This window comes from Aeribacillus composti, from assembly GCF_031760945.1.
Lineage (GTDB): Bacteria > Bacillota > Bacilli > Bacillales > Aeribacillaceae > Aeribacillus > Aeribacillus composti.
This window is the reverse complement of sequence record NZ_CP134501.1, coordinates 3,250,127-3,264,374: the sequence shown is the minus strand read 5'-3', so window position 1 is coordinate 3,264,374 and position 14,248 is coordinate 3,250,127. Positions and strand designations below refer to the sequence as shown.

Annotated in this window: 15 protein-coding genes, 1 pseudogene and 1 riboswitch; of the genes and pseudogenes, 12 read left to right on the top strand and 4 right to left on the bottom strand. The window is 38.5% G+C overall.

All coding sequences use genetic code 11. The annotated features are described in order from the left end of the window. Window positions 1-292: 292 nt before the first annotated feature. Window positions 293-421: a hypothetical protein gene (locus RI196_RS15925; RefSeq protein ID WP_311066512.1), complete on the bottom strand. Its 129-nt coding sequence runs from the start codon at window positions 419-421 to the stop codon at window positions 293-295. 397 nt (window positions 422-818) lie between these two features. Between RI196_RS15925 and cax the strand changes: the two genes are divergently transcribed. Together cax and RI196_RS15915 are read left to right on the top strand one after the other, a co-directional pair. After that, window positions 819-1,874 (top strand): calcium/proton exchanger, encoded by a 1,056-nt coding sequence (gene cax / locus RI196_RS15920; protein WP_130156871.1) that lies wholly within the window; start codon window positions 819-821, stop codon window positions 1,872-1,874. A gap of 75 nt (window positions 1,875-1,949) precedes the next feature. Continuing rightward, window positions 1,950-2,732, top strand: a complete 783-nt coding sequence (locus tag RI196_RS15915) for a YfkD famly protein (protein ID WP_311066511.1) — start codon at window positions 1,950-1,952, stop codon at window positions 2,730-2,732. A gap of 58 nt (window positions 2,733-2,790) precedes the next feature. Here RI196_RS15915 and yfkAB read toward each other — a convergent pair whose 3' ends face one another. After that, window positions 2,791-3,912: a radical SAM/CxCxxxxC motif protein YfkAB gene (yfkAB, locus tag RI196_RS15910; RefSeq protein ID WP_311067369.1), complete on the bottom strand. Its 1,122-nt coding sequence runs from the start codon at window positions 3,910-3,912 to the stop codon at window positions 2,791-2,793. 812 nt (window positions 3,913-4,724) lie between these two features. On the opposite strand from yfkAB, the pseudogene RI196_RS15905 reads away from it, so the two are divergent. From RI196_RS15905 to RI196_RS18655, 5 genes and pseudogenes are all read left to right on the top strand, one after another. Then, window positions 4,725-5,432: pseudogene (locus RI196_RS15905) on the top strand (UPF0236 family transposase-like protein). After that, entirely contained in the window at window positions 5,407-6,153 is a 747-nt protein-coding gene (locus RI196_RS15900; RefSeq protein ID WP_311066510.1) for an SAR2788 family putative toxin, read from the top strand. Before RI196_RS15905 ends, RI196_RS15900 begins: the two are co-directional and overlap by 26 nt. A gap of 145 nt (window positions 6,154-6,298) precedes the next feature. After that, complete coding sequence (locus RI196_RS15895; protein WP_144598486.1) at window positions 6,299-6,721, top strand: DUF4304 domain-containing protein; 423 nt, start codon at window positions 6,299-6,301, stop codon at window positions 6,719-6,721. Window positions 6,722-6,762: 41 nt separating this feature from the next. Next, window positions 6,763-7,080, top strand: coding sequence for a transposase (locus RI196_RS15890; protein WP_311066509.1), 318 nt, complete (start codon window positions 6,763-6,765; stop codon window positions 7,078-7,080). A 67-nt stretch (window positions 7,081-7,147) separates the two neighbouring features. Beyond that, window positions 7,148-7,471: an IS3 family transposase gene (locus RI196_RS18655; RefSeq protein ID WP_375338763.1), complete on the top strand. Its 324-nt coding sequence runs from the start codon at window positions 7,148-7,150 to the stop codon at window positions 7,469-7,471. Here the strand turns inward: RI196_RS18655 and RI196_RS15885 are convergent. Together RI196_RS15885 and RI196_RS15880 are read right to left on the bottom strand one after the other, a co-directional pair. After that, window positions 7,380-7,664 carry a BREX system ATP-binding domain-containing protein gene (locus RI196_RS15885; protein WP_311067368.1) on the bottom strand — a complete coding sequence of 95 codons (285 nt, stop codon included), beginning with the start codon at window positions 7,662-7,664 and terminating at the stop codon, window positions 7,380-7,382. The genes RI196_RS18655 and RI196_RS15885 overlap by 92 nt on opposite strands. After that, a complete protein-coding gene (locus RI196_RS15880) occupies window positions 7,664-8,248 on the bottom strand; it encodes a hypothetical protein (protein ID WP_144598484.1) in 585 nt (194 codons plus the stop codon). Before RI196_RS15880 ends, RI196_RS15885 begins: the two co-directional genes overlap by 1 nt. Before the next feature lie 364 nt (window positions 8,249-8,612). Continuing rightward, window positions 8,613-8,718: riboswitch (SAM riboswitch) on the top strand. Between the two features lie 152 nt (window positions 8,719-8,870). On the opposite strand from RI196_RS15880, the gene RI196_RS15875 reads away from it, so the two are divergent. The 5 genes from RI196_RS15875 to mtnD are packed head-to-tail and all read left to right on the top strand — an operon-like array spanning window position 8,871 to window position 13,803. Further along, on the top strand, window positions 8,871-10,682 hold the full coding sequence (locus tag RI196_RS15875) for an IS1182 family transposase (protein ID WP_311066508.1): 1,812 nt from the start codon (window positions 8,871-8,873) through the stop codon (window positions 10,680-10,682). 14 nt (window positions 10,683-10,696) lie between these two features. Then, complete coding sequence (locus RI196_RS15870) at window positions 10,697-11,920, top strand: 2,3-diketo-5-methylthiopentyl-1-phosphate enolase (protein ID WP_311066507.1); 1,224 nt, start codon at window positions 10,697-10,699, stop codon at window positions 11,918-11,920. Then, a complete protein-coding gene (locus tag RI196_RS15865; RefSeq protein ID WP_375338762.1) occupies window positions 11,917-12,606 on the top strand; it encodes a 2-hydroxy-3-keto-5-methylthiopentenyl-1-phosphate phosphatase in 690 nt (229 codons plus the stop codon). Before RI196_RS15870 ends, RI196_RS15865 begins: the two co-directional genes overlap by 4 nt. Next, window positions 12,603-13,250 (top strand): methylthioribulose 1-phosphate dehydratase, encoded by a 648-nt coding sequence (locus RI196_RS15860; protein ID WP_311066505.1) that lies wholly within the window; start codon window positions 12,603-12,605, stop codon window positions 13,248-13,250. The genes RI196_RS15865 and RI196_RS15860 overlap by 4 nt, the downstream gene beginning before the upstream one ends. Before the next feature lie 22 nt (window positions 13,251-13,272). Then, the gene (gene mtnD, locus RI196_RS15855; protein WP_063386759.1) at window positions 13,273-13,803 is read left to right on the top strand and encodes an acireductone dioxygenase; all 531 of its coding nucleotides are present in this window, start codon (window positions 13,273-13,275) and stop codon (window positions 13,801-13,803) included. The last annotated feature ends 445 nt before the right edge of the window (window positions 13,804-14,248 follow it).

Sequence of the window (14,248 nt, the reverse complement as noted above, 5' to 3'; positions counted from 1 at the left end):
TCTGCCGCAAACGCTGAGTATGATGGTAATGTACTTCCTAACAAAGATAAACTTAAAGCCCCTAGTAAAATTTTTTTACGCATATTAAATTACCTCCTTAGTATATTAATTTCTATCACACCTTATAGACGTTAATTTTATTAATATAGTTCCATATATTTCATTTTTTGACATAAAAATACCATTAAATAAAGTATTCTAGAACTTTATTACTGGTAGACTAAATACCAACAAACTCGAAAATCCTTAAAAGAATGAAACTAATTACAATGCCTTAATGGATAAGTGACCTTTATTTTTTCTCTTTCAGTAGCTTACTTAACGCTTGTTCCCAAAATGGAATACCATCTACAAAACCCGCTTCTTTGCAACGTCTCATCTCATTTTTAATCTTTTGAATGGCCTTTTCTAATTTTTCCATATTTACAGCAATCGTCCGGGACACCGATCTATCATGCCCTGTCTGAATTCAAGGGATGGTAAAAAAAGGTATACATATCGGTCTGTCATGGCAAGGGATGAGAGTCCAAAAGCGCTTACAGATGAAATTCAAAAAATGGTTCCCTAACCTATGACTTACATCTGTTTTCAGCGAATCAAAAAAGTTCCCACAAAGTCTTGACTGACTCTTTGCAAAATGCTCGATTTATCAAAATATAGTGCTTATGTCAGAATAAAAATAATTTTTACGGACAAATTTTTTCCATAATTGTAAACGGCCTTTTTTTAGAAGGAAATGTTTATTTTAAACAACTTTTGTTAAAATAAGTAAGCAAAGTTTTCGGGAAAATTATTGCTAAATATGGGTGGTGAGCTTTATGTTCAATCGTATATTATCGATCTTGGTTGTTGTTGGATTGCCGTTGTCCGTTATTGGCAGTTTGATGCATTGGAATGCACTGCTTCTATTTGCAATTTATTGTTTAACGATTATCGGACTTGCCAGTTTTATGGGAAGAGCGACAGAAAGCTTGGCGATTGTGGCAGGTCCACGAATTGGCGGACTGTTGAATGCGACTTTTGGGAACGCTGTTGAGCTCATTATTTCAATCTTTGCGTTAAAAGCAGGTTTAATTTCAGTTGTTTTAGCATCTCTCACAGGTTCTGTAATCGGCAACTTGCTGCTTGTTGCAGGTTTATCGTTTTTTGTTGGTGGATTAAAGTACAAGCGGCAGAAGTTTAATGAATACGACGCAAGACATAATTCTGGATTGTTAATGTTTGCGGTCATTGTTGCCTTTGTCATTCCAGAAGTGTTTGCACAAACAATGAATGATACGGACACATTGACGTTAAGCATTGGCATTTCCATCATTATGATCGGGCTCTATTTAGCCGCGTTGTTTTTTAAATTGGTAACCCATCGGGGAGTTTATCAGAAAAAAGAGGAGCAGATCGAAGAACACGAAAGCCCGGAATGGTCTGGCAAGATCGCAACCATCATTTTGTTTTTGGCAACAATTGCGGTTGCATATGTTTCGGAAAATCTTGTACATACGTTTGAAACGGTCGCACATGAACTTGGCTGGAGTGAATTATTTATTGGGGTAATTGTCGTTGCCATTGTTGGAAATGCAGCGGAGCATGCGTCTGCGATTATTATGGCTTACAAAAATAAAATGGATGTAGCGGTTGAAATCGCCATCGGATCAACCTTGCAGATTGCCATGTTTGTTGCGCCTTTGCTTGTATTAATTTCGCTTCTGTTTTCAGAAAAAATGCCGCTCGTCTTTACACTTCCTGAGTTGATTGCCATGGCGACAGGAGTACTGCTCATGATTGTAATTTCCAATGACGGCGATACGAACTGGTTTGAAGGGGCTACTTTGCTTGCTGCTTATGTCATCATGGGGATAGGCTTCTATCTATTATAGGAAGATATTTTGCGGATAAAATACAAATAGCTTGAAAAAACTACAAGCAAAGGCTACTTGAAAGGAGATAACCACATGAAACAGCTAATGACGTTATTTATTTCAGTCATGCTTGCATCGGTTTTTTCAAGCTTAAGCTTCGCTGAAGCACCAACTATCCCCAAATCGGTGATGGATATTTCAAAAGAAAATACGTATCCAAATCCGAGTCAAAATCTTCCTTATTTACAGCCAAGTGAATTAACAAAAGAGTTAATCAAAACATCCAACGTCCCGATTGAAAATCCTGTTTTAATTAAAATGTTAAATGAGTCTTCCATTACACCTTCTCCAACCGCCATAGGATATAGAGCCGCCATTTACTTGGGACGGTGGGCATTGAATTATGAATCTGAGGAAACAACAGTCAATTGGGAGTATCAAAAAATCAATACAAACTTTTTTGACAATCGAGGCGGTAAGTCGCCCGTTCAAATTAGCTATAAACAGGAGGCGCAAAAACGGGTAAAAGGAGGATTAACCGCTAGAATTTCTGATCATAAAGATGTCAAAAAAATGATGCTGATGAAGGCGGCAAAGAAATCGAAAATGCCGCTAGCATTTGAAACAATTGTCGGCTTCGGGACGAAAAAAAATCAAGTATATAATATCCCGCCGAAAAAAATGGGGTATTTATACGCATACGTTCCCGCTGTCAACGAAAAAGGAAAAGTCACTTACGGAGAAGTGTATTTAATGTTAAAGGGAAGCAAGAAGCAAATTGTTGTCAAAAATGTTACGCAGCAAGGCATTGGAGCATGGATTCCTGTGCATGATCGGGCATCTTTCCACTTTCTTATTACCAATCAGCCTAGATAATAGAAAAGGGCGGGCGAAAGGCAAATATATTGCCGAAAGAAGCCCAAGCCCTTTTATTTTATATGCGCGCTTTTCTTTTTGTAAAATCTAAGTCTCGGTAATAACTATTTTTCACTAAAAGATTCGGTCCAAGACACGCTACGTTTGGACAATGGCAATTCAGCTGTTGGGCAATCGGGGATTGCATCCATTTTTCATAGGCTGATAAAAGAGTATCTTTTTTGATGTTTCCAAGCGGCGGTACATCGCCGAAATCTGTCACAATAATGTCCCCTGTAAAAATATTGACATTGAGACGGGATCTGCCGTCAGGGTCATTTCGAACTGTCACGTTTTTGCTTTCTCTCAATCGCTTCAGCAATGCTAAATCTTCCTCATTGTCGCTGCAAGCGTAAAACGGGAGTGTTCCAAACAGCATCCACACTGATTCGTCGCGGATATCCAAAAGCGTATGAATTGCTTCGCGTATCTCATCCAAGCTGAGCGTTTCAAGATTGCTAGCGAAATCACTTGGATACATTGGATGCACCTCATGGCGTTGACATTTCATTTCGTCTACAATTTGTCTATGGATTTTTTCAAGATGAGGAACCGTCCGTTTATTCAGCATCGTCTCCGCTGAAACAATTACTCCCGCTTCAGCCAGAGCTCTAGAGTTTTCAATGATTCGTTCAAAATATTTTGCACGTTCTTTATATGGAGGCTTCTTTTTCATCATTGCAAATCCGGCTTCAACAAAATCATCGACCGTTCCCCAGTTATGGGAAATATGCAAAACATCTAAATACGGGATAATTTTTTCATAGCGTTTCAAGTCCAATGTTAAATTGGAATTGATTTGGGTTCGTATCCCGCGTTCATGTGCGTATTTTAAAATGGGAACGACATAATTTTCCACAGATTTTATCGAAAGCATCGGCTCCCCGCCGGTAATCGAAAGGGATCGCAATGTCGGCACTTCGTCTAGCCTTTTTAAAAGTAAATCGAGCGGCAGCCCTTCCGGATCTTTCGGAGATAAAGTGTATCCTACAGCGCAATGCTCACATCGCATATTGCAGATTGTGGTGGTGGTAAATTCTATATTTGATAATGTTAATTCACCGTATTCCTTCATATCTAAATAAGCTTCCCAAGGGTCATAGGAAGGAGTAATCTTTTTGAGGGTTGTATAAGTTTCCATAAAAATCATTTCTCCTTTAATTAACGTTCTCAAGACATAACGTTCCTTATGACGATATTGCCCTGTTACCTCTACACCGTTTTTTGAATTAATGCTTCCAGCAATGCGGAATACCCTTGAAGCATCAACCGCCCTAGAGTCGCCCCCTAGCTCTTTTAATTGTTCTAAGAAGTGATTTTGTACCGCTTGCCATAACGGTGAAGCTTTGTAAGGAACAGGCTCTTTAAGCCAAATTAAAACCATTCCTTGACCGCTAAAAATGATTATATTCGGCTCTGGAATCGATTGGCCAAAATAATCGTATTCTAATTTGCCGATGATCCAGTTCGAATTATAATTAAACAAATAAAAATCTAAATCAACATATAACGACTTTAATTGCCTTATATTCGTAATTTGTCGGCTAGGCTTATAAAATTGTATTCTAGCTAAAATAAACATCCTCTTCGAGCCATTCTGTTAGTTTTTCAGCCAATTCCTGTGGTTTGTAATGATATTGGATGAATTTACCTTCTTTTTTCTTTGCAACAGTAATCCATCAATCAGAGTTATGATGATGAAACCATGCATGGTATCTAGCGTTATCTAGCCTTTTTGCATTTTCCATAAATATTTTCTGGTGTGCGTAAAATGTTTGTGGGAGAAATTCTTAGAATTCCCGATGAGGGGGGATGGGAACGTAGGTTCGCAATCCCCTCATCGGGGTCACCAAGCGAAAGCGCGGTAGGATCCCAAGCAGGAACATGAAAAAAGGACTCTCTCCCTGATAAGATGATTATTGACCACACTATCAAACAGGAGGAGAGAGTCCCATGAATATTCAACAACATCTTACCACAAATTCGTTGACATGGAAAGAGATCGAACTTGATTTGTTTCGAGCCCTGCAAAACGCCTTCGCCGAACTGTTTACGGCTTTGTTGGAGGACATCGACCGACAATTGGCGGAAACCCGGGACAAGCGCCGGTACCACTTGAAAGACAAACGACGCACCACGATTCAAACCCTGTTTGGCGAAGTCACCTTTGAGCGAAACTACTATTTAGACCGAGAACAAAACCGTTACACGTTTTTGCTTGACTCCCTTCTAGTGTTTGATGGATCGCAGTCAATCAGTCCTTGTCTAGAAGAAACGTCGGTGGGATTGGTTGTGGAGTGCTCTTCTTATCGCAAAGCGGCTTGTACGCTTGCCCAGATGGTCGGGTATCCGGTGATAAGCCATGAGGCGATCCGCCAGTTGGTGCTCGAAGCCGAAGCTCCGCTGCACTGCCCGGTTGACCAGCAATATGGACGGATGCTGTTTGTGGGAGGCCGATGGACTGTTTGTCTCTCGCCAAGGGAAGAGAAAACGGGCTAAGGAAGACAAATCCTGATCGTTCACGAAGGGTGGAAGCGCAACGGCTCACGGATCGAATTCGTGAATCAGCGCCATTACGTCCATGAGGGCAAGAGGGAGGTGTGGGAAGGCTTCGAGGAATTTTTGATGAACGAATATGCCTATGATCCGTATCGGGATTAATAATGCAGAAAAAATTAAACCTACTATTCAAAACCTAGACAGCAATGGAATCAAACTTCAATTAGATATTGATACAGATGAATATGCTACGGATTTAATTATAGATTCAAATCTAAAAGGTAATGATATAACAGTTAGTTCCGTATTAGATGTTGGGGATAAGATTGAAAAAACAGTATATGATGTAAAAATAATTGAAAATACTGAAGAACAATTTAAAGCTATTTTAATAGAAAAAAATACTGGTGAACAAATAACCATCTCTGAAAATGAAGCTAAAGCATCTATAATAAGTGTTGTTGTACGTATAATTGGCGGAGCAATTAAGTATGTTTCCAAACAATCAGGTAAACAAGTTACAAAATCAGCTGCAAAAAAAGCTAAATTATCTTTTAGTAGTGGAAGAGCTGGAGAGAAGTATTTAGAAACATTAGTAAAAGTAAGAAGTAAACAAGAATATTTTAGAACTCCTTTAGGTGGTAGATATATAGACGTGCTCGATACTTCTGGAATTGGACATGAATCTAAAGTTGGTTATGTTTCGTTAACTTCAACTATAAGAAAACAGATTGATAAAGACGCCTTATTAATCAAAAAGAAGGAACTAAAAGGTGCTAAATGGCATTTCTTTAGAAGTGATACTACAGGAAAAGTAGGGGCAAGTAAACCTGTACTAAACTATTTGAAATCTAAAGGAATACCTTATAAAATTTATAAATAATATTTAGACTAGAGGTCACTAAAATTAGAATTGTGAATTTTAAGTGTACTAGTTCGTTTTGAATCACATGGGAACCTCTTTCTTTTAATAATAATATATAATTAAGATATAAAAGACAAAATGAATTTTTGGAGGAATACTAAATATGGCTTCCAATGACCGTCTAAATATGACTAATGCATTAAAAAAGATTGTTGTTCCTTATTTAAGAGAACATGGTTTTAAAGGTTCATTTCCACATTTTAGAAGGAAAAATGAAGATAATATTGACTTAATAACTTTTCAGTTTAATCGTTATGGTGGATCTTTTGTTGTAGTTTTAGCTATTTGCCCAATTGAAGGAGTAACAACGAGTTGGGGAGAAGAAATTCCGCCAAGTAAAGTGACTGCACACGATGTAGGTATAGATTACCGATATAGACTCACAGAAAATATAAAAGAATCCAATGAAACTTGGTTTAACTATGAGGATGCAAAGAATGAAGAAGATTTTGACTTAGTCGCATCAAGAGTGTTGAGTTTATTACATGTGTCAGACAGAAATTGGATTAAGAATCTTTTTAAATAATATAACTACTGATGCTAGTATAGTTTCATGGACACCCTTTAGTGAAATATAATATTAACGAAGGGATGTGTCCTGATATAGGTAACACAAGCGAAAAACGTAAACGTTATCATGCTGAATTTAAGGAAATGGTGGTTGAGCTTTATCAAACTGGAACACTAGTAAAACAGATCTTGATCGAATATGGCCTGTCTGAAACGACATTCTACAAATGGATCAGAAAACAAAAACCGGTTAAGGTGGATGACGGGGGCTCTTTTACCCCGGAAGAATTTCTGAACCTGCAAAAAGAATTGCATCGGCTGAAAGAGGAAAATGAAATCTTTAAAAAAGCTATGGTCATATTCGCAAAGAAGTAGATCAAACCACTGTTATATCCATGATTGACGAGATAAGAGCCAGACACCATTATGACCTTAAAACCATGTGTACGGTCCTTGGCGTGCCGAGAAGTACCTACTATCAATCCAAACAAAAAACAGAATCAAAAACAAAACGGAAAACCGGGAGCTGACAGACAGAATACGAAAAATCCATACGGAAAGCAAGCAGAGATACGGAGAACCGAAGATCCACCATATGCTTGAAAAAGAATGGCTCAAAGTCAGCCTGAAACGGGTTCAGCATTTGATGAAGGCTGCAGGCATTTATTCCATTATCAGAAAAAAGTATCGCCCCCATTCCAATAAGGGCAAGATGGAAGAGAATGGACATCGTTCCCCTCTTTTGCAGCGTCTAATACGAATATAAATTCACGTAAAAATGTCCTTGGAAGTACAGTGATTTCCTGTTCAAAGGCAACAGTAAATGATTCAACATATTGCTTAATAAATGTATCATCAATAACTGTCTCTGGTATCCATTTGTGTACCATACCGTGGATTTCCCTAACTTTATATGAAACTTCTATTAATTGTTCAGTTGAGAAACGGTTTAATTTCATCAATGGGGTTGAAAGTACACCACTAACCCTTCCATTTTTTGTGAAGATAAAGGTTTAATTCTAGAATATAAAACATCATGTTCTTTAATTGATCGATCCTCGTTTTTAATTAAATCATCCGTTCCAGTAAATAACATATAACATCCTTTCCTTACATACGATTCACTTATTCCTAGCAATTTAGCTAATTTGTAATTCGAGAAATCAGGATTCAACTCAATTGCTTGTCTAAGTTTTTCTAAGTTCTTATCCGTTTTATTGCGCTGTTCTTTTAAATACTCCTCACGGCTTTTTACGCCCATTTCCCGGCGTTTTTGTTTCCTTCTCCGCTTTTCATTCGCATCTATAATCGTGCTTAAATGGCGTTGTTCGTCCTCTGTTATATCTAACCATTCAATTAATTTTTTATTGCTGATATTATATCCAGCGCCAGGATACCCTTTTTCTCTAGCTATTCGGTTTGCTTCTTCGTTATTCCGTGCATAATAGGCCTTTTCAGCGCTTCTGGTGGATCTTCTTAAAGGCTCATTAAACTGTAAATTAAACGTTAGCGTTTGTTTTAAGGCTTCTTCTGGATCATTCAAAAAGCAACATAACCAATAACGGTACAAGAAACAAATTGTCTCACGATAACCAGTAACGTTATAATTGCGTAATTCAACCAGTTTTTCTAAGTCTAGTAATCTAGCATGATGCGATCGGAAGACGTTAATAAGATGTTGTACCTTCTTTTTTCGTCCTCTTTTTTTAGGCTTTCCTGTTTTGGCTCAACCTCAAGTTCCGGTAAATACCTCAAATTGTAAACTGCACCATTAAATAATTGTAGCATGCCATCAGAAAAATGTAAGCGAATTTGAATCGAATATGATGTAAAAAAGTGTTGACAGAGGGGAAGGATAGTGGCATAATCCAAGTAACCGAATAAGAATTATAAAGTTAATAATAAAACTCTTATCAAGAGCAGGTGGAGGGATGAGCCCAATGAAGCCCGGCAACCGACTCATATGATGAGCACGGTGCTAATTCTCCCAACAGAGATGTTGAAAGATAAGAAGTTGTTTTGACAAAAGGGGCTGTCCAAAAAGTCAGGGTAACTGACTTTTTGGAGCCCCTCATTTTTTCACTTTTTAAAAAAAATGCACAAAAAAATCGTCCTTTCTAGTAAAATGAAGTTACCACACAACATTACAGAAAGGACGATTTTTTATGAGCAATCAAATGATTACTCGTGAAAATTATAACACACAAATGACACTTCCTCTAGATGGAAAAGAAGAAAAAACTCCTGCCAAAAGAAATTTAGCCCCTACTTTCAAACCATATGACAACCGTCAAGTTCAAATGATTTATGATATTGAATCTCTTATACCCGAACATCACGTGGCACGTGTCGTGGACGAAATGGTGGAGGCGATACCAGATAAACAATTGTTTTCTCATTATAAAGGCGGCGGCAGAAGTTCCTATCATCCCAAAATGATGCTGAAAATCATTCTGTATGCTTATTCTCAAAAGGTTTATTCCTGCCGAGGAATCGAAAAACTCGTTAAAGAAAATATTCCTGCCATGTGGCTTTCAGCGATGCAACAACCAGATTTTCGCACCATTAATGAGTTCCGAGGGGAACGGATGAAAGCTTTCATGGATGAGCTCTTTGAAGTCATGATTCTCAAATTGATAAAAGAACATTACATCACGATGGAAAACTACTTTTTGGATGGCACTAAGATCGAAGCCAATGCCAATAAGTATTCTTTTGTGTGGAAAAAATCCACTTTGAAATTCGAAGAGAAATTAAAAGAAAAAATCCAAGAAACACTAAAGCACATTCATGAATTAACCCAATTAGAAGCCGGAACAGGGCAAAAGGAAAGCGATCAACATACAGAGATCACCGAACAAAACCTGGAGGAAATCGCAAAAGAAATAGAAGAAAAAGTTGAAACGCTAACGGAAGAAATCGAAAAGGAGACCGATACATCCATTCGGAAAGAGAAGCGAAAAAAACGCAGTCAATTAAAGAAATCGGTGAAACAAATTCGGGAAGATTTCCTGCCCCGAATGGCAAGATACAAGGAACAAAAGGAAATGTTCGGTGACCGTAACAGCTACTCGAAAACAGACAAAGACGCAACCTTCATGCGCATGAAAGAAGACCATATGAAAAACGGTCAGCTCAAGCCCGGATACAACGTGCAAATGGGGACAGAGAATCAGTTTATCTTGTTTTATACCATTCATCAACGACCGACCGATACACGTTGCTTTATCCCACATATGGAGAAGCTAGCCTCCACTTCATTACCGATGCCCCAAACAGTTATTGCGGATGCAGGCTATGGTAGTGAAGAAAACTATGTATATGCAGTTGGTGATGAGAAAGAGCCCCGGTTTGAGTTTCTAATTCCTTATGGGAGCTATGTAAAAGAACAAACACGTACATACAAAAAAGACATTAAAAATGCCAAAAACTGGACCTATTGTGAAGAGGATGATTGTTTTATTTGCCCGAATGGAAGGAGAGTAACGTTTAAAAAATACCAAAACAAAAAGAATCCATCTGGCTATGAACAAAGCTTCAAAATATACGAATGTGAAGATTGTACCGATTGCCCATTGAAAGCGAAATGCACAAAAGCGAAGGGAAATCGTCAAGTTCACTGGAATCCCATCTTCGAAGAAATGAAAGCAAAGGCCAAAACAGCCCTTGAATGTGAAGAGAAAGCCGCCATCTACGCTCGACGCAAAGTCGAGGCAGAAAGTGTGTTCGGTCACATCAAGGGCAATCGGTCGTTCCGCAGATTTTCTTTGCGGGGCCTCGACAAGGTACATGTTGAGTTTGGGATTGTGGCATTAGCCCACAACATACTGAAAGTAGCCGGCATCCGCCAGCTACTTTCAGATAAAAATCGAAAAAATATAAAAGCAAGTGGAGAGAAACGAATTGTTTTTCTCCACTTGCTTCATTTTAGGGACTTATCGGACAGCCCCTTTATTTATATAAAAAAATCTGAATGAAGAGGATTGAAAAAATGGGTCACGTAACAGCAGTATACCAAATCATTGCGAAACGAGAAGATTTAGAAAAAAAAGCAGAAGGCATTGCTCTTGGATTAACGGTAGGTTCGTGGACTGACCTTCCTCTTTTAGTGCAAGAGCAGTTAAAAAAGCATAAAGGACAAGTGGTTGAAATAAAAGAAACAGGTGAGGATCCATCCTCCGGCAAAACGATTGCACAGCTTCACATTCGCTTTCCGGGAGAAAACTTTTCTAAAGACATTCCTGCCATCTTAACGACAACTTTTGGAAAATTATCACTAGATGGAGAAATAAAATTACTAGATTTGCAGTTTGACGATGAGATCTTTCGGTATTTTCCAGGTCCTCGATTTGGAATTCAGGGGTTACGAGAAAAACTTGGCGTTTACGACAGACCGTTAGTGATGAGCATCTTTAAAGGTGTAATTGGACGTGATATGGATTACCTTCTTGCCCAATTGCGGGAGCAGGCTCTCGGGGGCGTCGACTTAGTAAAGGATGATGAAATACTTTTTGAAAATTCGCTCACATCATTTGAAACAAGAATAAAGGAAGGCAAAAAAGTTCTTGATAACGTGTATCAAGAAAAGGGACACCGAACTTTGTATGCGGTCAATTTGACGGGAAAAACATTTGAATTGAAAGATAAGGCAAGAAAAGCAAAAGAATTAGGTGCCGATATTTTGCTATTTAATGTTTTTACATATGGCCTCGATGTGCTGCAAGCATTAAGGGAAGATGATGAAATCGTCCTCCCAATTATGGCTCATCCGGCGTTTAGCGGATCGTTTACTTCATCCGAAAAATATGGGCTCTCTCATTCCTTATTGCTTGGAAAATTGATAAGAATTGCTGGAGCAGATTTTTCGTTGTTCCCTTCACCATATGGCAGCGTTGCATTGGAGCGTGACAAAGTTTTAAAAGTGAAAGAAGAATTGGTGAAGGAATCAGTTTTAAAACCAGTTTTTCCTGTTCCATCTGCTGGCATTCACCCGGGTCTTGTTCCCATTTTAATTCATGATTTTGGAAAAGATTGTGTCATTAATGCAGGAGGCGGTGTTCACGGTCACCCGCAAGGTGCTCAGGGCGGAGGAAAAGCTTTCCGTCAGGCAGTTGACGCTGTTTCCCGGGGTGTTTCCCTTAATGAAGCAGCTGAAGACATAGAATTACAAGAAGCAATTCGGCTCTGGGGATGGAAGGAGGCACCGTCCAATTGAAGCCAGTAATATTTTGTGATTTTGATGGAACGGTGACAAAAAAAGATAACATCGTTAGCATTATGAAGCGTTTCGCTCCAAAAGAGTGGGAGCAATTGAAGGATGGCGTCCTTTCCCAGTCGATTAGTATTCAGGAAGGAGTCGGCAAGATGTTTGCACTTCTTCCATCTTCTTTAAAGGGTGACATCATTCACTATATTTTAGAAACTGCAGAAATAAGGGAAGGATTTCGCGACTTTGTTCATTATGCGAAAAACATGAACATTCCTTTATACATTGTCAGCGGCGGAATCGATTTTTTTATTAAACCGCTGCTGCGCCCTTTTGATTCTATTACCGCACTGTTTTGCAATAAAGCGGATTTTAGCGGAGAAACGATCACCATTCATTGGCCTTATACGTGTGATGAAAAATGTCCCAACCAAAATTGTGGGTGCTGCAAACCGACAATTATTCGGCAAATTGCAAATGCTGACACTCATTCCATCATCATCGGGGATTCCGTCACAGATTTAGAAGCCGCGAAGATTGCAGATACAGTTATTGCACGTGATTATTTATCAAAAAAATGTCAAGAATTTTCTATTCCTTATCAATCTTTCGAAACATTTTACGACTGTATTGACATTTTAGAGAAGACAATAAACAAAACAAATTTCATAGAAGAAAAAGGTGGCGCAAAATGAGTGTCGTTTTAACTCGTGTTCATGAGCTTGCGGAGATTAAAGAGGAGCTTGCTGCGAGGGATTGGTTTATGGGGACAAGCGGCAATTTAGCCATAAAAGTTCAAGATTCCCCGCTTCAGTTTCTTGTGACCGCAAGCGGCAAAGATAAACGAAAAAAAACGAAGGAAGATTTTTTGCTTGTAGATGGAGAAGGAAATCCTGTAGGCGCAACACAGCTGAAGCCTTCGGCAGAAACGCTATTGCATTGCGAAATATATAAAAGAAGCAAAGCCGGCTGCAGCCTGCATGTACATACGGTTGCAAATAATGTCATCTCTGAACTTTATGGTGAAGCTGGAAAAATTGTATTTCAAGGACAAGAACTGATAAAAGCGTTTGACCGCTGGGAGGAAGATGCAGAATTACAGATTCCGATTATTTATAATTATGCCCATATTCCTACATTAGCAAGCACTTTGGGCGATTTCGTGAAGGAGGATAAAGGGGCAGTTCTTATTCGCAACCACGGAATTACTGTATGGGGAAAAGATAGCTTTGAAGCAAAGAAAATTTTAGAAGCTTGTGAATTTTTATTTCAGTATCAGCTTGCTCTTATTCAAGCAAAAGCCGGTCTCCTTGCGAGTACAGGAGCTTTAAATAATTAAACATTTTAAGGAGGTATTTTACATGACAACGATTAAAATTCAAGGAACAAACGAAGTTATCAGCAATCAAGAGGAAGTGATTTCATTTTTAAATCAACAAGGTGTTATTTACGAGCAATGGGATATTGCCAAATTACCAGAGCATTTAAAAGAGAAATATCTTTTAAATGATGAGGAAAAACAAACGATTTTACAATCTTTTGAAAATGAAATTAAAGATATTTCAGCAAGACGTGGCTACAAAGCTTGGGATGTCATTTCTTTAGCAGATCATACGCCAAACCTTGAAGAGCTGCTGAAAAATTTTCAGCGTGAACATCATCATACAGATGATGAAGTGCGCTTTATTGTAAGCGGCCATGGAATTTTTGTTATTCAAGGACAGGACGGGAAATTTTTTGAAGTGCATCTTAATCCGGGAGACCTTATTTCTGTTCCAGAGGGCAGACGCCACTATTTCACATTAGCTGATGACCGAAAAGTTGTTGCGATCCGCATCTTTGTGACAGAAGAAGGCTGGGTGCCAGTTTACGAAAAAGAAGAAGTAAATTAAGTTTACAAAAAATTTATGAAAAAGCGGCTTTAAACATTCACAGCTGCAAGCTTAACATCATCTTTTTCATATGACTGGCTGCTCTTCGGATACACAATTCATCAGCTCAGTGAACAATGTTCCTGAATGCAAAGAAACTATGAAAATACCACAGCGGCTGCTGACCCGGTTTTAATAGGTTTACACATTTTTGCGAAGAAGCTTGCAGCTAAAAGAGCACCACAAAAATAGGCTTGTCTTATGTTACAAGAGGATATAGTTTCACTTGAAAACCAAGTAAACACAGATAATTTATCAAGTATTATGGCGGGATGGGGAAAATCAAGAATAAATGATGCAGATTTATATTTTTAGGAAGGGGCTGTCTTAGAAAGTCAAAATCCATTGAAAACGAAACATCATAAGCATTGATATATCAACGTTTCTAAAACATTAAAGGGGCGTC